The organism is Acinetobacter tandoii DSM 14970 = CIP 107469 (genome assembly GCF_000400735.1).
Lineage (GTDB): Bacteria > Pseudomonadota > Gammaproteobacteria > Pseudomonadales > Moraxellaceae > Acinetobacter > Acinetobacter tandoii.
This window is the reverse complement of sequence record NZ_KE007371.1, coordinates 328,161-348,726: the sequence shown is the minus strand read 5'-3', so window position 1 is coordinate 348,726 and position 20,566 is coordinate 328,161. Positions and strand designations below refer to the sequence as shown.

21 protein-coding genes are annotated in these 20,566 nt (G+C 41.5%); 15 read left to right on the top strand and 6 right to left on the bottom strand.

Annotated elements, in window-relative coordinates:
- Nucleotides 1–157 precede the first annotated feature (157 nt).
- The 5 genes from urtA to urtE all read left to right on the top strand — a co-directional run bounded on the left by urtA (nucleotide 158) and on the right by urtE (nucleotide 5,789).
- Entirely contained in the window at nucleotides 158–1,441 is a 1,284-nt protein-coding gene (gene urtA, locus I593_RS17320) for an urea ABC transporter substrate-binding protein (RefSeq protein WP_016168868.1), read from the top strand.
- Nucleotides 1,442–1,530: 89 nt separating this feature from the next.
- On the top strand, nucleotides 1,531–3,156 hold the full coding sequence (gene urtB, locus I593_RS17315; RefSeq protein ID WP_016168867.1) for an urea ABC transporter permease subunit UrtB: 1,626 nt from the start codon (nucleotides 1,531–1,533) through the stop codon (nucleotides 3,154–3,156).
- A 5-nt stretch (nucleotides 3,157–3,161) separates the two neighbouring features.
- Complete coding sequence (urtC, locus tag I593_RS17310) at nucleotides 3,162–4,265, top strand: urea ABC transporter permease subunit UrtC (RefSeq protein ID WP_016168866.1); 1,104 nt, start codon at nucleotides 3,162–3,164, stop codon at nucleotides 4,263–4,265.
- Complete coding sequence (urtD, locus tag I593_RS17305) at nucleotides 4,262–5,080, top strand: urea ABC transporter ATP-binding protein UrtD (protein WP_016168865.1); 819 nt, start codon at nucleotides 4,262–4,264, stop codon at nucleotides 5,078–5,080. The genes urtC and urtD overlap by 4 nt, the downstream gene beginning before the upstream one ends.
- 10 nt (nucleotides 5,081–5,090) lie before the next feature.
- Nucleotides 5,091–5,789, top strand: coding sequence for an urea ABC transporter ATP-binding subunit UrtE (gene urtE, locus I593_RS17300; RefSeq protein ID WP_016168864.1), 699 nt, complete (start codon nucleotides 5,091–5,093; stop codon nucleotides 5,787–5,789).
- A 28-nt stretch (nucleotides 5,790–5,817) separates the two neighbouring features.
- On the opposite strand, the gene I593_RS17295 is transcribed toward urtE, so the two are convergent.
- Nucleotides 5,818–6,561, bottom strand: a complete 744-nt coding sequence (locus tag I593_RS17295; protein ID WP_026440925.1) for a hypothetical protein — start codon at nucleotides 6,559–6,561, stop codon at nucleotides 5,818–5,820.
- A 226-nt stretch (nucleotides 6,562–6,787) separates the two neighbouring features.
- On the opposite strand from I593_RS17295, the gene I593_RS17290 reads away from it, so the two are divergent.
- Nucleotides 6,788–7,288, top strand: a complete 501-nt coding sequence (locus I593_RS17290) for a DUF1877 family protein (RefSeq protein ID WP_016168862.1) — start codon at nucleotides 6,788–6,790, stop codon at nucleotides 7,286–7,288.
- Nucleotides 7,289–7,360: 72 nt separating this feature from the next.
- Here I593_RS17290 and I593_RS17285 read toward each other — a convergent pair whose 3' ends face one another.
- Nucleotides 7,361–8,086, bottom strand: coding sequence for an outer membrane protein OmpK (locus I593_RS17285; protein WP_016168861.1), 726 nt, complete (start codon nucleotides 8,084–8,086; stop codon nucleotides 7,361–7,363).
- An 894-nt stretch (nucleotides 8,087–8,980) separates the two neighbouring features.
- Here I593_RS17285 and I593_RS17280 point away from each other — a divergent pair.
- The 5 genes from I593_RS17280 to I593_RS17260 all read left to right on the top strand — a co-directional run bounded on the left by I593_RS17280 (nucleotide 8,981) and on the right by I593_RS17260 (nucleotide 13,350).
- Nucleotides 8,981–9,358 carry an HPF/RaiA family ribosome-associated protein gene (locus tag I593_RS17280; RefSeq protein WP_016168860.1) on the top strand — a complete coding sequence of 126 codons (378 nt, stop codon included), beginning with the start codon at nucleotides 8,981–8,983 and terminating at the stop codon, nucleotides 9,356–9,358.
- Nucleotides 9,359–9,500: 142 nt separating this feature from the next.
- Nucleotides 9,501–10,043, top strand: coding sequence for an ankyrin repeat domain-containing protein (locus I593_RS17275; RefSeq protein WP_016168859.1), 543 nt, complete (start codon nucleotides 9,501–9,503; stop codon nucleotides 10,041–10,043).
- 15 nt (nucleotides 10,044–10,058) lie between these two features.
- A complete protein-coding gene (locus I593_RS17270; protein ID WP_016168858.1) occupies nucleotides 10,059–10,829 on the top strand; it encodes a transporter in 771 nt (256 codons plus the stop codon).
- A gap of 17 nt (nucleotides 10,830–10,846) precedes the next feature.
- Complete coding sequence (gene dsbD / locus I593_RS17265) at nucleotides 10,847–12,667, top strand: protein-disulfide reductase DsbD (RefSeq protein ID WP_016168857.1); 1,821 nt, start codon at nucleotides 10,847–10,849, stop codon at nucleotides 12,665–12,667.
- Nucleotides 12,668–12,669: 2 nt separating this feature from the next.
- Nucleotides 12,670–13,350: a glutathione S-transferase family protein gene (locus I593_RS17260; RefSeq protein WP_016168856.1), complete on the top strand. Its 681-nt coding sequence runs from the start codon at nucleotides 12,670–12,672 to the stop codon at nucleotides 13,348–13,350.
- A gap of 14 nt (nucleotides 13,351–13,364) precedes the next feature.
- Here the strand turns inward: I593_RS17260 and I593_RS17255 are convergent, their stop codons facing one another.
- Nucleotides 13,365–14,564 (bottom strand): GGDEF domain-containing protein, encoded by a 1,200-nt coding sequence (locus tag I593_RS17255; protein WP_016168855.1) that lies wholly within the window; start codon nucleotides 14,562–14,564, stop codon nucleotides 13,365–13,367.
- Between the two features lie 237 nt (nucleotides 14,565–14,801).
- On the opposite strand from I593_RS17255, the gene I593_RS17250 reads away from it, so the two are divergent.
- Nucleotides 14,802–15,368 carry an FMN-dependent NADH-azoreductase gene (locus I593_RS17250; RefSeq protein ID WP_016168854.1) on the top strand — a complete coding sequence of 189 codons (567 nt, stop codon included), beginning with the start codon at nucleotides 14,802–14,804 and terminating at the stop codon, nucleotides 15,366–15,368.
- 55 nt (nucleotides 15,369–15,423) lie between these two features.
- Here I593_RS17250 and I593_RS17245 read toward each other — a convergent pair whose 3' ends face one another.
- Nucleotides 15,424–16,335, bottom strand: a complete 912-nt coding sequence (locus I593_RS17245; protein ID WP_016168853.1) for an alpha/beta hydrolase — start codon at nucleotides 16,333–16,335, stop codon at nucleotides 15,424–15,426.
- Between the two features lie 157 nt (nucleotides 16,336–16,492).
- Between I593_RS17245 and I593_RS17240 the strand changes: the two genes are divergently transcribed.
- Entirely contained in the window at nucleotides 16,493–16,930 is a 438-nt protein-coding gene (locus I593_RS17240) for a DUF2147 domain-containing protein (protein ID WP_016168852.1), read from the top strand.
- Nucleotides 16,931–16,998: 68 nt separating this feature from the next.
- Here I593_RS17240 and I593_RS17235 read toward each other — a convergent pair whose 3' ends face one another.
- Nucleotides 16,999–17,349 (bottom strand): arsenate reductase, encoded by a 351-nt coding sequence (locus I593_RS17235; RefSeq protein WP_016168851.1) that lies wholly within the window; start codon nucleotides 17,347–17,349, stop codon nucleotides 16,999–17,001.
- Nucleotides 17,350–17,825: 476 nt separating this feature from the next.
- A complete protein-coding gene (locus I593_RS17230; protein WP_016168850.1) occupies nucleotides 17,826–18,644 on the bottom strand; it encodes an exodeoxyribonuclease III in 819 nt (272 codons plus the stop codon).
- Between the two features lie 40 nt (nucleotides 18,645–18,684).
- Here I593_RS17230 and pyrE point away from each other — a divergent pair, with 40 nt between their 5' ends.
- Both pyrE and I593_RS17220 read left to right on the top strand, forming a co-directional pair.
- The gene (pyrE, locus tag I593_RS17225; protein ID WP_016168849.1) at nucleotides 18,685–19,335 is read left to right on the top strand and encodes an orotate phosphoribosyltransferase; all 651 of its coding nucleotides are present in this window, start codon (nucleotides 18,685–18,687) and stop codon (nucleotides 19,333–19,335) included.
- Nucleotides 19,336–19,718: 383 nt separating this feature from the next.
- Nucleotides 19,719–20,486 carry a helix-turn-helix domain-containing protein gene (locus I593_RS17220; RefSeq protein WP_016168848.1) on the top strand — a complete coding sequence of 256 codons (768 nt, stop codon included), beginning with the start codon at nucleotides 19,719–19,721 and terminating at the stop codon, nucleotides 20,484–20,486.
- The last annotated feature ends 80 nt before the right edge of the window (nucleotides 20,487–20,566 follow it).

The following is a 20,566-nucleotide window of genomic DNA, read 5'->3' as shown; positions in this document are numbered from 1 at the left end:
AAGCATTTTTTGTATGCAATGATGTATACAAGATCAGCAAAATAAATTAAATTTTTAAAAATAAAATAATAAAAACAATACCTTATTCAATTGGCATGGAAATTGAATACTCAGGGCAGACATAACCAAAAAACATAAAATGCTTGGAGAACTGAAGATGTTCCAACAAAAATTATTGACTCAAACCCTTCTGGCGGCGGCGATAGCAGGGAGTATGGCATTAACAGGTTGTTCAAAACCCGCAGAAAAAATAGAAACAGCCGCATCTGAAGCCAAAGCACCCGCAGCCAGTGGCGATACCATTAAAGTGGGAATTTTACATTCTTTGTCAGGCACTATGGCCATTTCCGAGACTTCGCTGAAAGATACGGCATTGATGGCGATTAACGAAATTAATGCCAATGGCGGGGTATTGGGTAAAAAATTAGAACCTGTGGTGGTTGACCCTGCTTCAGACTGGCCACTGTTTGCAGAGAAAGCCCGTCAGTTGATAACTCAAGATAAAGTGGCGGTGATTTTTGGCTGTTGGACATCGGTATCGCGTAAATCCGTCTTGCCTGTGGTTGAAGAGCTAAATGGTCTGTTGTTCTACCCCGTACAGTATGAAGGACAAGAGCAGTCAAAAAATATTTTCTATACAGGCGCAGCGCCGAATCAGCAAGCGATTCCAGCCGTGGAATACTTGATGAGCGAGGAGGGGGGCAAAGCGGAGCGCTTTGTATTGTTAGGCACCGATTATGTTTACCCACGTACCACCAACAAAATTTTACGAGCTTTCTTAAAGTCGAAAGGGATTGCCGATGCCGACATCATGGAAGAGTACACGCCATTTGGTCATAGCAACTATCAAACCATTGTAGGCAATATCAAGAAATTTGCCGCGGGCAAGAAAACCGCGGTCATTTCCACTATTAATGGCGACTCAAATGTACCGTTCTATCGTGAACTGGGTAATCAGGGCATTAAAGCCTCGGATATTCCAGTCATGGCGTTCTCGGTGGGTGAAGAAGAACTACGCGGTATCGACACCAAACCATTGGTGGGACATTTGGCGGCATGGAACTACTTCATGTCGGTGAAAAATCCGAAAAATACTGAATTCGTGAACAAGATGAAGCAGTATGCGGTGGAATACAAGTTGCCAAATGCAGATAAATTGGTGACCAATGACCCAATGGAAGCAACCTATGTCGGCATCAATATGTGGAAGCAGGCGGTAGAAAAAGCTGGCACAACCGACGTTGATAAAGTTCGGGATGCCATGGCAGGTCAAACCTTTGCTGCACCATCGGGCTACACCCTAAAAATGGATGAAAGCAATCATCATTTACATAAGCCTGTGATGATTGGTGAGATTCGTGGCGATGGGCAGTTTGATGTGGTGTATAAAACGGCCAGTACCATTAAAGCGGAGCCTTGGAGCCCGTACATTCCAAAATAATTCCCCTCAACCTGCTGTGATGGCAGCAGGTCTTTTCGTTTTATTTATCCCGATAACCGACCATTGGCCTTGTGAGGGGGAGTTTTTTCATGTCGATTAAGAGCTATTTTCTGGCGCTATTTTGCGCATGCCTACAAGTATTCTTCCATCCTGTTTGGGCCGAAACTTCTGTACAGGATGCACAACTGCAAGTTCAGCAGGCTGATCCGATTCAGCGTTTTGTTAAAGCTGATTTTGCTCAACGTCGTGCCATGTTAAACCAATGGCCTGCCAGTATTGAAAGCCTCGATCAGTTGGTGGCGTATATTGATCAAAATGAACTGTATCGAGATAGTGCAGGTCAAACCTATCTCTTAAAAAATGATGAGAAGTTGTATCAATATCCTGCCATGCAAGAGCTGAGTACGTGGCCTGCCGATTTGTCTCAAGTCACTTTGGTGAATACGTTACGTAAAGCACTCAGTTTTGGGCAAGCCAAAATGAAATTGAAGTCGGATGAAACGACGCAACGTTTAGACGCCATTGATATTTTAGAAAATAATTTAGACGAACTTGATCCAGTCTGGATTCGTCAACTCTATCTGCAAGAACAAAACAATAAAGTCAAAGCACGTTTGCAACAGTTGAAAGCGCGTATGGATTTCAGCAGCCCTGATGCTTTGGTCAAGCTACAGGCTGTGCAGACTTTATCTGCATCGGATCGTCCCGATGTCTTAGCCATGATTGAACAAGAACTCAGTCAAGCAAACTTAAATCCTGAACTTGAAGCAGCTTTGCAGGCTGCAAAGAGCAGTATTAAAACTCGATTACAAGCCAGTGAGTGGGCGGGGCACGTCTTTTCAGGCTTCAGTACCGCCAGTATTTTGCTATTGGCGGCGTTGGGTCTAGCCATTACTTATGGTCTGTTGGGCGTGATCAACATGGCGCATGGCGAGTTGATCATGATTGGTGCCTATACCACTTATGTGGTGCAAAGCCTCTTTAAAACCCATTTAGGTCAATATGTGGATTGGTACTTACTGGTCGCGATTCCCGCTGCCTTTTTGGTGAGTGCCTTGATTGGTATGTTGATTGAGCGCACCGTGATTCGTCCCTTATATGGCAGACAACTGGAAACTTTGCTGGCGACCTTTGGGGTCAGCCTGATTTTAATGCAACTGGTGCGGATGATTTTTGGGGCACAAAATGTCGAAGTTTCCAATATTGCATGGCTTTCAGGTGGTATTTCCTTAACGCCAAGTTTAATGCTGCCATATAACCGCATTGCCATCATTGTCTTTACCGTCGCAGTGCTCTTGCTGTTGGTCTATCTCTTGAATAAAACCCGCTTTGGTTTATTTGTTCGTGCTGTGACGCAAAACCGCCAGATGGCGCGTGCGGTGGGCATTCGTTCGGCACGCATTGATATGTTGGCCTTTGGTTTAGGTTCTGGTTTAGCTGGTTTGGCCGGCTGTGCTTTGGCACAAGTGGGCAATGTCGGTCCAGATTTGGGGCAAAATTATATTATTGATGCCTTCTTGGTGGTTGTGGTTGGCGGTGTTGGACAAGTGTGGGGTGCTGTACTGGCTGCCTTGGGTCTAGGGATCAGTGGTACGGTCCTAGAAATTGGTTTAGGTGCAGTACTGGCCAAAATTCTTCTATTGGTGCTTGTGATTCTGTTTATTCAGAAACGTCCACAAGGCTTGTTTGCTCTGAAAGGGCGTTTTGTGGAGTAAACCAGATGAAAATTACAACTTTATTTGCGGAAAAGTCAGAGCGTACCTCGAACATCACAACAAAGTCCTATGGCACTTTGAGTATTGCAATGTGTTTTGCAGTGATGCTAATTGTGCCGTGGTTACATCTATTACCCGCCGAATCGGCATTCTATCTTTCCGCTTATTGGGTCACCTTGATTGGCAAAATCATGTGTCTTGCACTCGTGGCATTGGCTTTAGATTTGGTCTGGGGCTATGCAGGCATTTTAAGCTTGGGGCATGGACTATATTTTGCCCTTGGCGGTTATGCGTTTGGTATGTATTTGATGCGTGAATCGGCGGGGTCAGAACTGCCCGATTTCATGCGTTTTCTTAGCTGGACTGAATTGCCGTGGTATTGGGTCGGCACGGAACATTTTCTGTGGGCTTTGATTTTGGTGGTGTTGGTTCCAGGTTTAATCGCGTTCATTTTTGGCTTCTTCGCTTTTCGTTCCAAAATTAAAGGCGTGTATTTCTCCATCATCACCCAAGCTATGACTTTTGCTGCAGCATTACTGTTTTTCCGCAATGAAACAGGCTTCGGTGGCAACAATGGTTTTACAGGCTTTAAAACCATTTTGGGCATGGACATTACCTCGGCATCCATGCGAGCCACCCTGTGCTTTTTAACGGCATTGGTGTTGCTGCTGTGTTATTTAGGTCTACGTTACTTAATGAATCAACCTTATGGTCGGGTGCTCGGGGCGATCCGTGACAGCGAGAACCGCTTGCAATATTTGGGCTACCGTACTCTCTGGTACAAGCTCTCGGCATGGGTCTTGTCTGCGGTCATTGCGGGTATCGCGGGGGCCCTTTATGTCCCGCAAGCAGGCATTATTAATCCAAGTGAAATGAACCCTGTGAACTCCATTGAAATGGCGGTCTGGGTGGCAGCGGGTGGACGTGGCACTTTAATCGGTCCAATTCTGGGAGCAGGTTTGATTAATGCGGTGAAAACTTATTTCACTGTGGCTTATCCAGAAGCGTGGCTACTAATTTTGGGTGGTTTATTTATTGTGGTGACTTTATTCCTGCCCAAAGGGGTGATTGGTCTGTTTGACCGTTTTAAAAAGGAGCATGATGCATGAGCGAAATCATTCAGCCGCATGGTGGACATGCTTCAGAGGGCTATGGGCGACCAAAAGAACAAGGTGCCGATTTTAGCCACGGTATCGCCCTGTATTTGGAAAAAGTCAGTGTCTGGTTTGATTCTTTTCGGGCCCTTAATGATTTGTCGCTGTATATCGAACAAGGTGAGTTACGCTGCATCATTGGTCCGAATGGGGCAGGTAAAACCACATTGATGGATGTGATTACAGGGAAAACTCGCCCCACGGAAGGTTCAGCCTTTTTTGGACAAACCTATGATTTGGCCAAGATGAGTACCGAACAAATTGCCGAGTCAGGCATTGGGCGTAAATTCCAGAAACCCACCGTATTTGAAAATTTCACGGTATTGGAAAACTTACTGCTGGCCGCACCCAAAGATAAGCGCGTAACAAAAAGCTTCTTCAGCAAATTGGATGCAGAGGTGCAGATCGCACTGGATCAAACCCTTGAACAGATTCGTTTAAAAGAATTGGTTAAAAAACCTGCGGGTTTATTGTCTCATGGTCAAAAGCAATGGCTGGAAATTGGCATGTTGCTGATGCAACGCCCAAAACTGATTCTATTGGATGAACCTGTGGCAGGTATGACGGATGCGGAAACAGAGCGAACTGCGGAACTGTGTCTGGAACTAAAAAAAGAGCACACCTTGGTGGTGGTTGAACATGATATGAGTTTTATCGACACCATCAGTGAAAAAGTCACGGTGCTGGCACAGGGTGCAATTCTGGCAGAGGGCACGCTGGCAGAAGTCCAAGCCAATGAAGACGTGATTGAAAAATATTTGGGACGTTAAGGAGCAGCACATGTTAGAAGTGAATGCAGTAAACCAATATTATGGGGGCAGCCACATTTTACGTGATGTGTCGTTCCAAGCGCCGATAGGAGAATGTTCGGTGGTGTTAGGACGCAATGGTGTCGGTAAAACCACCTTACTGAAATGTCTGATGGGGATTTTGCCGATTAAGTCGGGACAGATTGTATTGGATGGCAAAGACATTTCGAAACTGAGTCCTGAACAGCGAGTACGAGCGGGTTTAGCTTATGTCCCACAAGGACGGGATATTTTTTCAACTTTAACCGTAGAAGAAAATATTTTAATTGGCATGGCGAAGTTTTCTGGTGCCAAAGCTAAAAAAGTGCCTGAATATCTGTATGAAATTTTTCCTATACTTCATGAAATGAAGCATCGCCGTGGAGGGGATTTATCGGGTGGACAGCAGCAGCAATTGGCAATTGCCCGTGCACTGGCTTCTGAACCCAAAGTGTTAATTTTGGATGAACCGACAGAGGGTATTCAACCCTCCATTATTAAAGATATTGGCCGTGTGATTCGTAAGCTGGCGGATGGCGGAGAGATGGCCATCATCTTGGTGGAACAGTTTTATGACTTTGCTGAAGAACTGGCAGATGCCTATACCGTGATGGCACGTGGTCAAGTGATTGCACAGGGACGAGGTGTAGAAATGCCTGACAAAGGCATTAAAGATTTAGTGGCGATTTAAACAGGAAAGCCTCTGATGAGGCTTTTTCTTACTTGGTTTCTACCTTCAAATACGTGCCGCTGGCAGAAACATTATGCCCAAAGCCACAGCCCGATGTATTTTGTTGTTCTTCTACCACAATTTTCTGTCCCAGTTTGGCATCAGTGGTAAAATTTAATTGAATTTGACAGTCCTCATAACGATAAACCACTTTTTTCTGTTGTAGCGGCATTTCTACATCAAAACTGCCGAGGTTTGGTCCATAAATTAGACCGCGTAAACCGAAGTAATAGCCTTCAAATTCAATTTGATAAGCATTTTTTAGTTTCTTTACGGTGATGGTGTCCCATTGTCCAAAGCCATTTTTTGCCACATAAGTTCCTGCCAATGATGTTGATTGTTGCATTTTGGGCAATTGGGACAAATTAAACTGGCTCATTTTAGAATCGGGGTTACGTAGAAACCATGCCCGTGCCCAAAGGGGCTTGCCCAGTTTGGCATACGTCAGCCCGACATTATTGTTGGCGATTTCGATATCTCGATCTGTGACATTAACACCACTCTCTTCGGCATTGATCTGGCAAAAGTGAGACCAAGCTGCCTGATCTTCAAATTGGGTTAGGGCTTTGGCATATTGTTTTTGATCGTAATATTGCTTACCTAGACGCGCATATTGTTTTAGTTTGCCACAGCCTTGCTGTAATTGTTGTGTGTAGTCCAATTCAGCGGCTTGAGTGTTTGAAAATGAAAGTAGGAGGCTCATGGTACAGCCAAGTGTTAAAATTTTGAGAATATTCATTGTTATTCAAGTAGAAGAATAGAGTCCGGTTTATTCTACGGTAAATCGCATCAATTGAAATCTCCCAATGTTTGTAGAGGAAAGGTCAGACTCGACACAACCAAATCAAAGCCTTTGATTTTTAAGTTACAAACTACTGTTGAATTGACACATTTTAGCGAGTGTTTTGCAGTACAAATCGAGCTAAGCTAATTTCAATAAGTATAAGAAGGAGCTCATCATGGACGCGTTTCTTTTTAGCATAGCCCCGAATGATTTAGAAAACTTGATGCTTGATGCCTACAGCATGGAGGATATAGAACATGCCCCAAACTTACAGCAACAAATCGATTTGGGGAAACTATGGCCTGTGTTAGATCAGGTGTTAAGTCAACACAGTTCAGCAAGTTTGAGTTTGCATGATTTAATTTATGCTGAATATCCCATTTCAGAACATCCAAAACTAAAACCCGTCGCACGTTATAATCCTGCGGTCCATGTCATGGAATTAACACAGGCACTCGAACAAATCAGCACAGAAGATTTGCAAAAATATTGTCGGCAACACCGTCCTACGTCTGATGTCGCTCAGTTATTAGGGGATAACACGGCTGAGTTGGATCAAGCTGAATTGACCTTATTGTTGACCCAATTAAAAAGCTTTTATCGCAATGCCATGCAACAAAATCACGCTGTTATTAGTCTCATTGCAGAGAATTTACGTCCAAAACGCTTAATTTAAACGATGGAACTTTTCATTTAGCCATAAAAAAAGCAAGACAGATATCTTGCTTTTTTAGCGTTAATTAAATGCTTAGAAATGGTATTTAATTAAAGCACTGACATTATTTTCGTCTTTACCTTTAATACTGTATTTGTTATTCCATACTGACCATTCAGTACCAAGGTATAAACGTGTATTTGGAGAAATGTGTTTACCTACATTCCATTTCCATTGTGTCGTCCAGTTCATTTCGCTTGCATGACCATCTTCTTCAGCAGTAGACCAGTCTAAGAAGCCATCAACCAAGAAGTCTTCTGAACCGACTTTAAATGGCACGCCATATACCAAAGTCATTTGGTAATCGTCAGGTGTGTTTTTGTAGTTGTCTACTTTGTAAAGGTTAACTTGCGCATATTGGAAATATGGAATCGCTAAATCTACACCAATACCATATAAGTAGTTATTGAAGCCTTCGCCACCTTCCCACGTGGTTGCAACCAATACATCTTTAATTGGCCCAAGCTCAAGTTTTTGACCAGAGACAGCACCGAGGCTCAAACGCGGTGAAACTTCGAAATAAGTTTCGTTGCCACTCACATCGTTATTGGTGCGGTCAGCAAAAGCGAAAAAATCACCGTATTGCAATTTTGCTGCGTATTCAAAAGTTACCGTACTTTGCTCATCTTCACGTGCAATCAGTTGGTAATCTTCACCATATAAACCTGTGATACTAAAATCTTGCCAGATTGGCGCAGCTTGAGTAAAAGTTGCTGCAGTAGCCAATGCACATGTCGCCGCAATTTGAGTCAGTTTCATTAAAAATATCTCCCCCGAGAAAGCGTATAAAGGATACAGATTCTTTAGCAAAAATAAAGCCAAATTTGACCAATAATTTAAAAAATTAGCCATTGAAAAATAGCTTGTAAAAAGATAGTCAATGTTATTGAAAACATTGATCATTTTCCCAATCGGTGTATGTTTTATTGGTTTTTTTAGGCAGTGAAAATATGATTTAAATTTACTGGCTATTTATTCATCAATATAAAAATGATATGCAACAAATATTTGCACCGATTTTGTGATAAATAATTAACCGAGTGGTCAATTATGGGGAGTTTTGAATCACTATAAAAATATATAAGATTAAGATTATTTTTTAGCAGTTTAAGAGAATGGGGGTGTTCATCAACATCAAGGTTTCTTTATTGATTATGCAATAAAACTTATGAATGCACAGTCATCTCGGCAAATACCGTGTCACACAATCTGTTGATAATAAGTTCTTAACTTATACTCAAGCTCGTTTTCTTCAAAGTTTTTACCATTCGCTACAAAAAGCACTGCGACACAGGTTTAATGCGACGATGTAGGGTGAATAATTTGACCGTAATAGCCAATTAAATTGTGGCAATAGGGCGCAGTGCGTATGGAGTTGATGAGTTCTTAACCATGCAAGTAAGGAGTTGTCATAATTGGTTATCCTTTTGCTATTTTTTTTAAAATAGCACTTGCATATTTTTGAGTTAAGCCCGATATTCAAAGGACAAGGACACGATTCTGCAGACTCAAAAGTGTTCATCATTTCAATGAGGAGATGAGTTCCAAAATTGATTAAAGATGTTCGAATGCTGTGTAAACAGCAAGTTACAAGCGTGCCAAGATAAAAAAGTTTTGCACAAAAAGATTCAGATAGATAAAGAGGATTAGATTATGAACATTGAAATCCGTACAGATAAAAACATTCAAAATAATGATCGTTTAATTAGTTATGTGCGTGCAGAACTGAATGAAGAATTCCAACGTCATAGTGAACGTATTACCCATTTCTCCGTACATTTAAGTGATGAGAATGGGGATAAAGGCGGCGATGATGATATTAAATGTATGATTGAAGCACGCCCAGCAGGATTAAAACCTGTGGTTGTGAATCATAAAGGACATAATGTTGATACCGCTTTGCATGGCGCTATTGATCGTTTGAAACGTAGCCTTGAGCATCTGTTTGAAAAAAGAGAAAATCCCCGAGGTGGGCAATTAGAATTTGCGGATGCTGATGCAGACAAAGATGTGATTGATGATGAAGATTAAGCTCAACTGATTGAGCCTAAAATAGAAAAAAGCCCTGCGGGGCTTTTTTTATATGAATTAAAAACTTTAGATATACATTTACATAAAACAAATGACCGAGAATTCGGCATAATATTCTGAAACTGATGAAAGAGTATGTTCCATGTTAACAGCACAACAACAAGTCTTTGTGCAGGCGATAGAAGAATTAGACCTGCCACAAGTACAACGTCTTTTGGCTGAAGGTTTAGATCCAAACTTTATTGATGCTGAAAAAGGACCTGCTGTTTCAGTGTGGTCGGATGGTTTATTTCAATGGTGGGAACATGTCAGCGAAGCTTACGAAGCAGGTCAAGGACTCAGCGAAGAACAAAAACAGCAAGAATTAGCCGTTCATTTAGATATTTTGGAAGCCTTAATCCAAGCTAAAGCCAATTTTTATTTATGGGACAGTGAAGAGTTGTATGGCCCACTTTGGGATGCGGCGAGTTCAGCGTGTGTACCTGCTGTGCAGCGCTTATTGGCAATTAAAGTTGACCCAAATACGCGTGATGAGCAAGGGCTGACTATTTTATCTTCAATTAGTGATTTATTTTTTGATTGCGATTTTGATGAAATCAATTGGAGTGAAGCTTTACCAGAAGAACGTCAAACCCTAGAATTGTTGCGTAGTCAGGGTGCAAAAATGTCGAAAGAATTAGCTTAATCACTGAGGCGAATCATGAAAAAATTACAACAATGTAGCGTATTGGCACTGACTCTTGGTGCAGCTTGTCCAGCTTTTGCGGCAGACTTCTCTTTTGATCGACCAGGTTCGGGTATTGGGACAGGGATTACCCCAATTGGGCAATTGGCTTGGGAACAAGGTTTACCAAGTGCGAATTATGAAGAAAGTACGGTCAATGGTGTACAGCAAAAAACGACGACGCTAAATGCCGACATGTTACTCCGTACGGGGATTGCACATAACTTAGAATTACAACTGGGTTGGCAAGGGCCATCATGGAGCCAAGTCAAACAAGCGGGAAAAACCGTTGATGAAGATGGTTTAGGTGATGTGAGCATCGGTTTAAAAAGTGCAATTGATTTGAACGATGAAAACTTGACCATGGCTGTGCTTTTAGAAGCGGTGTTGGCCACAGGAAATGATGGCTTTACCGCAGAAGATGATATTTATGCCTTGGCGACTGCCGTTTCTTATAAGCAAAGCGATTTGGTCGATACGTCGATTACCATGCGCTATGAAGTTCAAAATGGGGATTGGGCTGTGACGGCAATCCCTACCATTGGCTATAAACTTTCTGACAAATGGTCTGGTTTTTCTGAATTTGTATATCGCAAAGCAGAGAGCCAAGATTATGAATATTCATTGGGCTCGGGGGTCATTTATGCATTGAATGACCGTACTCAGTTCGATGCCAGTGTGGGGGTCGTGCTCAGTGGCGCAGATAAGAGTTATCAATCAGGTTTAGGCGTTTCGTACTTATTCTAAGGGTGTCAGTCTTGTTTATGGAAAAGTCTCTGCTGCTTTCAAAATCTTATGGGCGCAGTGTGCTCTGGCTGTGTGCTGTTTTGTTGGCTTTCTGTTCAACCTTCCTACATGCGCAGCAAGCCTTATTATCTGCCGAAGAGGCTTTTCCTGTTCAAGTCGAATCTGTAACTGCACAAGAAGTGCAGTTACATTGGGATATTCCCGAACATTATTATTTGTATCAGCATAAATTTGAAGTGCGGCAAGGGCAACATGTTTTGCCCTTAAAACTGCCAAAGGCAGAGGACTTGCATGATGATAACTATGGTCAAACTCAAGTTTATTATCAGCAGGTACAATTTAATGTGCCAACGCAGGCTTCACAAACATATCAAGTGACTTGGCAAGGTTGTGCCAAAGACCGTATTTGTTATCCACCACAAACCATTGAATTTAAAACCGATGCAGATGGTTTGGTGGCTTTGCAAAATCAATTTACAGCACCTAAGCGATTGTTAGATTTAAATTCGAATAACAATAGTGCTACCGTAGAAAATACAGATGCTTTAGATCAGACCAATGCAACATCTGCATCACAAACTGCTCAGGACCAACGCTGGTCTACGCAATTGGCACAGCGCTCACCGATTTATGGTTTATTGCTGTTCTTGGGTTTAGGCATTTTGCTGGCATTTACACCATGTTCTTTACCTATGATCCCAATTCTCAGCTCCTTGATTGTACGTGATCGGCGCGGAGTCAAAGCATGGATGATTGCTTTGGTCTTTGTATGCAGTATGGCGATGGTCTATGCAGTGTTGGGCTTGGTTGCCTCTTCCGCAGGTTTGAACTTTCAGCGTTGGTTACAACAGCCCTCAACTTTAATTGCGTTTAGTTTGCTGTTCGTGGTGTTTGCGCTCAATTTATTTGGACTATTCGAATTACGTTTGCCACATGCAGTGGTACATCGTTTAGATCATTGGCAGTCGATGCAGAAAGGCGGTAGCCTGATTGGCGCGGCAGTTATGGGCATGATTTCAGCTTTGCTGGTCGGTCCTTGTATGACAGCACCACTCGCAGGCGCTTTGCTATTTATTTCTCAAACCCAGAATCAGTGGCAAGGTGCTTTACTGTTGTTTACGCTGGGTTTTGGTATGGGCCTACCTTTATTGCTGGCCAGTATTCTTGGAGCTAAAGCCTTGCCAAAAGCAGGTTTATGGATGAACCAGATTAAGGTGTTATTTGCCTTTCTGATGTTAGCCTTAGCACTTTATTTCATTCGCCCCTTGCTTTCAGAAAGCTGGATGCAGGGTTTAAGTCTGTTATTGGGTCTTAGCTTTATCGGTTATGCGTTGTATCGTGCCCTATGGCAACAATCGCCTTTACGTCCATTATATCTTGTGATTTTGCTGTTGGTGGTACCTTATGTGTTTTATAGCCAATATCAACAAAGCCAGCGTTTCTTCGTAGAACAGGGGCAACAACAGATGCAGTGGCATGTGGCGCAAACCGCCGCAGAGTTTCAGCAAATTTTGGCACAAGCTCCGAAAGATCGGGCCATTGTGATTGATGTTTATGCAGACTGGTGCGTGGCATGTCAGCCGATTGAGCATCGCATTTTAAAATCGGCCCAAGTCCAGCAAGCACTCAGTCCATACACGCTGATTAAGTTGGATTTAAGTCATTACGATGCCAGTCATCAACAATTATTAAATCAATGGGATATTTTAGGCCCACCGACCTATTTATTTTTAACCCCTCAACAACAGGAAGTCCGCGGACTCCGTTTAACAGGAGCATTTAGCGAAGCTGAGCTGTTGCAACAATTAAAACAATTCGGACAAGATCTAGGACCTTAATCATGTTAGAGCTTTATATTGCCAATAAAAATTATTCCAGCTGGTCGATGCGCCCATGGTTGGTGCTCAAAGCCTTTGAAATTCCTTTTCAAGAGCACATGATTTATTTTGATCGCGAACGCTCCATTGGCGCATTTAAGCAAAAATTATTGTCTATTTCGGACAATGCTAAAGTGCCGATTTTGTATGATCAAGAGGTCAAAGTCTGGGATTCTTTGGCTATTTGTGAATATTTAGCAGAACAATATCCTGAGTATGCGCTTTGGCCCAAGGATAAAGCTCAACGTGCCAGAGCCAGAAGTATCAGTGCGGAAATGCACAGTGGCTTTACCCAATTAAGAACCTTATGTGGCATGAATATTCGGGCACACTTGGCAGAAGTGGGTCAACGGCTTTGGGCTGAAAATAGCGAGTTAAGGCAAGATGTCGCACGTATTGAGCAAATCTGGGCAGAACGTCCAGATCTGGATGGGTTTCTCTGCGGAGCATTCAGTATTGCCGATGCATTTTATGCGCCTGTGGTGATGCGATTTAAAACGTATGCTTTGCCCGTGTCTGCATCGAGTCAGCGTTATATGCAAAGTATGTTACAACATCCTGCGGTACAGGCTTGGGTTGAAGCAGCGATGGTGGAAGGGCGTTGGGTCAATTATTTGGAAGCCTATCAAACCGAAGCTGAGTAAGTGAGAATAAAACACTAAGGGACAGACACCCCATTTTCTGTTTGCGCTTGGAAAATATGCACTTGATTACGTCCAGATGCTTTGGCCAAGTATAAGGCTTTATCCGCTTGGGTCAGTAACTGAAAGGGAGTTAAAGGGGATTGTGCGGTTGAAATTCCAAAACTGGCAGTCAGCGCAATACGGCTGCCATTATCATCCTTCAATTCTAAATGTTCAATTGCAGCGCGACAGCGTTCCGCCGTGTGTTGAGCCTGTTCAAGCGTGGTGTGATACAGCAGCAATAAAAACTCTTCTCCTCCAAAACGTCCCACAATATCGGTTTCACGTAAATGCTGCTTGAGCAGTTGCCCGACTAGAATCAAGGCTTCATCGCCTTTATGGTGCCCATGGCAGTCATTTATAGACTTAAAATGATCCAGATCAAGCAAGACTAAGGCATAATTTTGATTTTTCTTACGCTGGATGTGCTCTAAATATTGATTCAGACTACGCCGATTATAGGTATTGGTCAGTGGATCAATTCTGCTGAGTTGTTGAATGAGCTGTTCACGATTGCGCCATTGACTGAGTAGAATTTCAAATAAGATCAGACAAATCATGACCACAGGGGTAATGAAATACAGCATACTTCCAACCCAAAATGCATTGGCGTAGGTATCATTGGGTAAATTGAAAATGGGGGCATAAGGCAACATGCCATGTAAACTCAAATAACCACAAACAAATAAATATAAAGTTGAAGGGATTAAGGCGCTGTAAACAATTGAACGGGGAAATAAAATTAAACCTACCGTGAGTAAACTGACAAAAGAGCTTAAGGTCGCAGGGCTGAGTACGCCAATTAGATATGCATCTCGGCATAAAGAGGTAATAAAACACCACACCGTAATATAAGGTAAAAAACGTTTGACCCAAGCTTTGTGTTGCCAATAAATGCAAGGATAAATCAGGCTACTAAGCACGACGATAAAAATCAGATTCAGTACAATTTGTTGTTTAATGAGTCCTAAATTGGTCATGCTCCATAGGCTGGGGTTCAACCAAATAAAAATTTTCCAGAGCATCCAAATTAGATGAGTCACACAGCCTAAAATTAACATCAGAATACATTTATTCAATGTATTCCAGTTCATGATCACCCCATATTCAAGCACAATTTTCTTGAGTCTATGTTGAAGCGAGGCTGGAGATGGGGGCGGTGAGTTGGTCGTCATTGATTTTTATTCCCTCGACATCAACAGTTCCTTTGTTGTTTTAAAGCGAGAATTATTTTTGCTAACCATAGCATAAATTTTAATCAAACTTTTGATTGCTTTACATTTCTCTTTTTCAGAGAGATTTAAATTTGTTCTAAAAATGGAACATAGTGTATTAACGGAAGTAATTATTCTATTTTTATAGATGGCCTAAACTTGCTTCTATTCCAAGAGAGCAAAAATTACGGTGGCATCATGAAAGTTTTACATATCGACTCAAGCATTTTAGGTACAGCATCAGTTTCGCGCCAGTTAAGCCAAGCGATTGTTGAGCAATTACAAGCGAAGCACGACAATGTACAGGTTGAGTATTTGGATTTGGCCGCACAGCCGATTCCACATCTAACTGCAGAAATCTTAATGGGTCAAAATGCTGAGCAAGCAGCTTTAGGTGAACAGATCATCCAGCAGTATTTAGCTGCAGATGTGGTCGTTGTAGGTGCAGCAATGTACAACTTTGGTTTGGCTTCAACCTTAAAAGCATGGATTGACCGTATTAGTGTTGCAGGTAAAACTTTTAAATATACTGAAAATGGTCCTGTAGGTTTGGCTGGCAATAAACAGGTTTATATTGCCAGCAGTCGTGGCGGTGTCTATGGTGATAATAGTCCTGCGGATTTCCAAGAAGGCTTTTTGAAAACGGTGTTTAACTTTACTGGTGTCGAGCAGGTAGATGTTGTACGTGCTGAAGGTGTCAATATGGGTGAAGAACTTAAAAATAAAGCGATTGAAGCAGCTTTGGCACAGGTTAAACTCATCTAAGCTTGAAGATTAAGAAACGAAAAGGTCAGCAGATGCTGACCTTTTTTATGGCATTTTAATTTTTATCTAGGCGGTGCGCGAATGCGGCTAAATCTGCTAAAGCTTGTTGGGCTTCTTCAAACCAAGCACTAAACATATGAAAGTTATGCCACATCCCTGTGTAAATCTTAAATTCAACTTGAACGCCTGCAGCCTCGGCTTGTTGCTGAAAGCGTTGCCCATCATCCATTAAAATTTCTTTAGAACCGACCTGAATCAGTGTCGGAGGTAAACCCGTCAAATCATCGAATAAAGGTGAGACGCGTGGGTCTCCACGATCAATGTCCGCAGGTAAATAGTAATCAATGCCTGCTTCGAGGGCTTCAATAGAAAGTAAGGCATCATGCTTTTGATTAAAGCGCAGTGATTCACTGGTCAGGGTCAAATCTAAAAATGGGGAAAGCAAAATTAAACCACTGACCTGTTCGAGTTGTGCTTGGCGGATTTTAATTGCCAAAGCAACTGCGAGGTTTGCACCGCAAGAATCACCCGATAAAATAATATCTTTGGCTAGAATACCTTGATCCAGTAAATTTAAATACGTGTTGAACAGTGCATCAATTGCTTCTGGGAACGGGTGTTCTGGTGAGAGTGGATAATCGACATGTAACACCTGCATTTGTGTCCGTGCTGCGATCTGGCTCAAAAATGCACGATGCGTATTTAGTGAACCCAGAAAAAAAGCACCACCGTGAATATGGAAGATGAGCTGGGTCGATTCCTTTTGTGGTTTAAGTTCTTCGGCATTCAATTGCCCTAAACGTAAAGGACGAACTTGGACATCTGCCTGAGTCGGGAAAATCTTACAGAGTTGTTCTAAGCCATGTCGCAGTATATTTGGGGGGAGATTGTATTGGCTCGGCGTACGGATGGTCGTTTTTAAAAGACTTTCTGTAATGAATTGTTTCCACGGTGCTGATATCTTCACGGTTCTTCCATTTTGTTATAAATTATGCCTAATAGTAGTATATTTACCCACAATAATTACAAGGGTACACTAAACAGTCACATTCAAGAATTGCAAATTTGCTGTGGCTTTACAATACTTAAAGACGTCTACAGACAGACTAGGGAAATCAACAAAAATGAAAAAAATTGCACTTGCATTAGGATTGCTCGGATTAACCGTACTTGCGAATGCGGCTGATCCATTAAATGGCACAGTTTGGAAAACCATTGATGATAAAACCAAGCAACCACGTGCGGTTGTGAAATTTACTGAGCAAAAAAATGGTGTTTTGACTGCCAGCATTCAAAGCATTTTGACACCAGGTGAAGAAAATGCTTGCAGTAAATGTGAAGGTCCATATCACAACAAATCATTGAAAGGCCTAACGATCGTTCGTGGTCTGAAAAATGTCGGCGGCACAAAATATGATGAGGGTACGATTTTAGACCCGAAAAATGGCAAAACCTATAGCTTAAAAGGTGAACTGACTTCGGGTGGGAAAAAGCTTGAGCTCCGTGGTTATTTGGGTGTAGCTGTATTAGGACGTAACCAAACTTGGGTTCGTATGAACTAAAGTGGTAAAAAAGATGTGATCAAAAGCCTGATTGTCTATCAGGCTTTTTTACATCTAAAAAGTGCCTTTTAAGCAGGAATTGCTCGATAAGCCGCTTCATCAAAACCGACCAGATAACCTTGAGCAGTTTGTAAAACAGGGCGCTTGATTAAACTCGGCTGTGCCATCAGAGTTTCGATTAATTGGTCTTGTGAAGCCAAGGCATGTAGTTGTTCTGCTTCAGTCAGTTTACGCCAAGTGGTGCCTTTTTTATTGAGAATCAGCTCTTGTCCAACTTGGTCTAGCCAAGTTTTTAAGGTGTCGGCATCAATTCCTTGTTTTTTATAATCATGAAATTCATAGGTCAAGCCCAGTTCAGTCAGCAAATCGAAGGCTTTTTTCATGGAGCTACAGTTTTTAATGCCATAAATTTTTAGCATACAGAATACATTCCTGAAGATAATGATTGAGCATAGGGTAAACAAAAAAATCTGCTTTCTCTAGCATTGCAGGAAAATTAGGCGAAAGATGCTGATGTCATGGGAATTGTCATCGAATTGCAATCTAAACTTGGCATGCTATGTTCATGAAAAACAAGAATGTTAAAACAATCAAAACATCAGCGCTTAAATAAAAATAAGCAATAAAAAAAGAGAAAACCCGCATTTAATCATCCTGATTATGCGGGTCTCATTACAACGTCCATTGTCACATCCTTGAAAACAAACTCAAAACGAGTTGTTTTTTATTCCATCCTACGGCTTCCTATCCCTTTGCTGTCATCCTGACATGTCCCTGTGCCGTGCCGCTATGATGCCGTTTCTGACCGAGGATAAAAAGACCACAAATGCGTCATGTGCTGTGAGCAAAAAGATAATATTGAGTGAACATTTGTTCACTCAAATGCGCAAACTATTTAAATTTGATAGTCAATAATGACGGGTGCATGGTCACTAAACCATTCATCTTTATACACCCAAGCATTGACTGTACGTGACTTCCAGTCAGGTGAACAGGCTTGGTAATCAATACGCCAACCGACGTTCTTGGCACGGGCTTGCCCACGATTCGACCACCAAGAATAAAGCTCAGCTTCTTTGCGTACTTCGCGGAAGGTATCGACATAACCGAGTTCATCATAAATATGATCGAGCCAGGCACGTTCATGTGGTAAGCAGCCTGAAGATTTTTGATTGCCCGACCAGTTTTTAATATCAATGCGCTTATGCACAATATTGTAGTCACCACACACAATGATGGATTTATTTTCAGCGCGCCATTGTTTAAGAATCTGTTGATAATTTTCTAAAAAATGATCTTTGCGTGCTTGTGCTTCGTCACCTGACGAGCCTGAAGGTAAATACAAAGAGCAAATATGAACAGGTTGATCTAAACCTAAATCAAATTCTGCACTGATAAAGCGTCCTTGAGAGTCGGCCAGCTCAAAACCTAAACCATCTGTTATAGACACAAAGGGCAAACGGCTATAAATAGCCGTGCCTGCATAGCCCGCACGTTCCGCAGGGAATAAATGTGTGTACCAGCCTTCTGGTTTAAATTTATCCGTCCATTGTGCATGGGTAATACGGCTTTCTTGCATACAGACCACATCAGCATCAGACTTTTCTAACCATTCAAGTAAGCCTTTGGTTACCGATGAGCGTAAGCCATTTACGTTAATTGAAACCACTCGTAGAATTTTTTGATCACTTGGGTAGCTACTCTTTGGTATCATGCGCAGTCATAACCTCAATGTATGAATTTCGGAGCACCTCATGTCAACGCCAGCTCAATTTAACCCACAAGCATTTATCGAACTCGCTTTATCACGTGGTGTGCTTAAATTTGGTGAGTTTACTTTAAAATCAGGCCGAGTGAGTCCTTATTTTTTCAATGCAGGTTTATTGAATGATGGTGAAGCCTTATCGCTATTGGCTTCTGGCTATGCAGACAAATTGACCCAGTGTGACAATGTCGAAGTGGTGTTTGGTCCTGCATATAAAGGGATTCCTTTTGTTGCAGCAACGGCTGTAGCATTATCGCAAAATCATGGTGTGAGTGTGCCATGGGGCTTTAACCGTAAAGAAGCCAAAGACCACGGTGAAGGTGGCGTGTTGGTCGGTGCATCGGTTGCAGGCAAAAAAGTCTGGATCATTGATGATGTCATTACCGCAGGAACAGCGATTCGTGAAGTGGTCACCATTCTAAAAAATGCAGGTGCACAAATTGCAGGTGTATTGGTGGCATTAGACCGTCAGGAAAAAGGTCAGGGTGAATTATCTGCCATTCAGGAAGTACAAAAAGAATTGGAAATTCCTGTACATGCCTTAATTACCATGAAAGATTTAATGAATTATTTAGATGCCAAAGGTGAAAGCGAAGCCTTGGCGAAAATGGAAGCTTACCGTGTGAAATATGGTATCTAAGTCTATATGGACTTGAAAAAAGGAAGCGATGGCTTCCTTTTTTCATTTATCAGCGGATTAAACTGTTGAGTAGATCTCATTAAATTTGTAAAAAATTGGTTACATCATAATCGTGGAACGTGAAGAATCATGAAAAAGCCGTTCTAGTGCGCTGAATCTTAGAAGAATTTAGTTAAAATATTGATTTTTAAATAAAAATTTAAATAATTTTGTATAACGACCATTATGTTAATTTTAGAATTTCTTAAATTAAAAGAAATCAAGTTTTTATTTTTTGAGGACTCTTAAATTTTATATATTCCATCTCGATACTAATATAACTGAATTATTTGAATATCTTTATAAAGCATTCAATTTTAGCGTTAATCTTGTAAAATATAAACATGATAAAAAAAGAGCAGCTATCACATTGGCAAGGTCAGATGGCTATTGGTTTGGGTTACGGTTATTTTTGTGGACAAGCAGGAGATAACAGACCACATCGACATCTTGCACATCAGATCACTTTTCCCCTCGATCCACTACAATCTATGCAGATTATTGGATACGAGCAGTTACATACGGGTATGGGTTTTTTCATTCCAGCAAATACTGTTCATCAGTTACAGAAAGGCAAGTATTGCTCGATTTATTTGGATGGAACTTATTATTTAGGGCAGGCTATACATCAATTTTTTGCCTCAACTTCTCAGATACAAATACTGCCGACAACGCTTCTGGAGCAATTGCGGCTTTATTTTTTGCATACTAATAATATTACCAAAGCCTTTGCTCAATTACAGTGCTATTTTGATTGTATGGTAGCTAGTGAACGTGCTCAATTAATAACGGGCTATATCTATCAACATCTATTATATAATTATGTTCCTTCACGTCAGGAGCTGGCAGCGTTACATCAATTATCTGAAAGTCGTCTAACACATTGGTTCAATTCCCATTTTGGTATTTCATTACGTAGTTATCGCAAGTGGTTACGCTTGGTTATTGCACTTAAAAATCTACATGAAGAAAATAATTTAACTGCAGCAGCGCATCAGAGTGGCTTTACCGATCAAGCACATTTTTCTAGAACCTGTATGCAAATGTTTGGTATACAACCTTTGGTAATCAAAAACATTCAAAACAAGATGATCCTGTTGCCTGAATCTTAAGTAAATTCAATTTTTAAATAAAATATAGCCGTTTTATTCAATTTAAACATCAAACAATCCTGCATGGTAGTGATCAATCT

Excerpts from the sequence above, each read along its gene's own strand:
- dsbD (WP_016168857.1), top strand. The coding sequence starts at position 10,847 with ATGGAAAAGTCTCTGCTGCTTTCAAAATCTTATGGGCGCAGTGTGCTC.
- urtC (WP_016168866.1), top strand. The coding sequence starts at position 3,162 with ATGAAAATTACAACTTTATTTGCGGAAAAGTCAGAGCGTACCTCGAAC.
- I593_RS17230 (WP_016168850.1), bottom strand. The coding sequence starts at position 18,644 with ATGATACCAAAGAGTAGCTACCCAAGTGATCAAAAAATTCTACGAGTG.
- pyrE (WP_016168849.1), top strand. The coding sequence starts at position 18,685 with ATGTCAACGCCAGCTCAATTTAACCCACAAGCATTTATCGAACTCGCT.
- urtD (WP_016168865.1), top strand. The coding sequence starts at position 4,262 with ATGAGCGAAATCATTCAGCCGCATGGTGGACATGCTTCAGAGGGCTAT.
- I593_RS17240 (WP_016168852.1), top strand. The coding sequence starts at position 16,493 with ATGAAAAAAATTGCACTTGCATTAGGATTGCTCGGATTAACCGTACTT.
- I593_RS17290 (WP_016168862.1), top strand. The coding sequence starts at position 6,788 with ATGGACGCGTTTCTTTTTAGCATAGCCCCGAATGATTTAGAAAACTTG.
- I593_RS17255 (WP_016168855.1), bottom strand. The coding sequence starts at position 14,564 with ATGACGACCAACTCACCGCCCCCATCTCCAGCCTCGCTTCAACATAGA.
- urtE (WP_016168864.1), top strand. The coding sequence starts at position 5,091 with ATGTTAGAAGTGAATGCAGTAAACCAATATTATGGGGGCAGCCACATT.
- I593_RS17260 (WP_016168856.1), top strand. The coding sequence starts at position 12,670 with ATGTTAGAGCTTTATATTGCCAATAAAAATTATTCCAGCTGGTCGATG.
- I593_RS17270 (WP_016168858.1), top strand. The coding sequence starts at position 10,059 with ATGAAAAAATTACAACAATGTAGCGTATTGGCACTGACTCTTGGTGCA.
- I593_RS17235 (WP_016168851.1), bottom strand. The coding sequence starts at position 17,349 with ATGCTAAAAATTTATGGCATTAAAAACTGTAGCTCCATGAAAAAAGCC.
- I593_RS17280 (WP_016168860.1), top strand. The coding sequence starts at position 8,981 with ATGAACATTGAAATCCGTACAGATAAAAACATTCAAAATAATGATCGT.
- I593_RS17250 (WP_016168854.1), top strand. The coding sequence starts at position 14,802 with ATGAAAGTTTTACATATCGACTCAAGCATTTTAGGTACAGCATCAGTT.
- I593_RS17285 (WP_016168861.1), bottom strand. The coding sequence starts at position 8,086 with ATGAAACTGACTCAAATTGCGGCGACATGTGCATTGGCTACTGCAGCA.
- urtA (WP_016168868.1), top strand. The coding sequence starts at position 158 with ATGTTCCAACAAAAATTATTGACTCAAACCCTTCTGGCGGCGGCGATA.
- I593_RS17220 (WP_016168848.1), top strand. The coding sequence starts at position 19,719 with ATGATAAAAAAAGAGCAGCTATCACATTGGCAAGGTCAGATGGCTATT.
- I593_RS17275 (WP_016168859.1), top strand. The coding sequence starts at position 9,501 with ATGTTAACAGCACAACAACAAGTCTTTGTGCAGGCGATAGAAGAATTA.
- urtB (WP_016168867.1), top strand. The coding sequence starts at position 1,531 with ATGTCGATTAAGAGCTATTTTCTGGCGCTATTTTGCGCATGCCTACAA.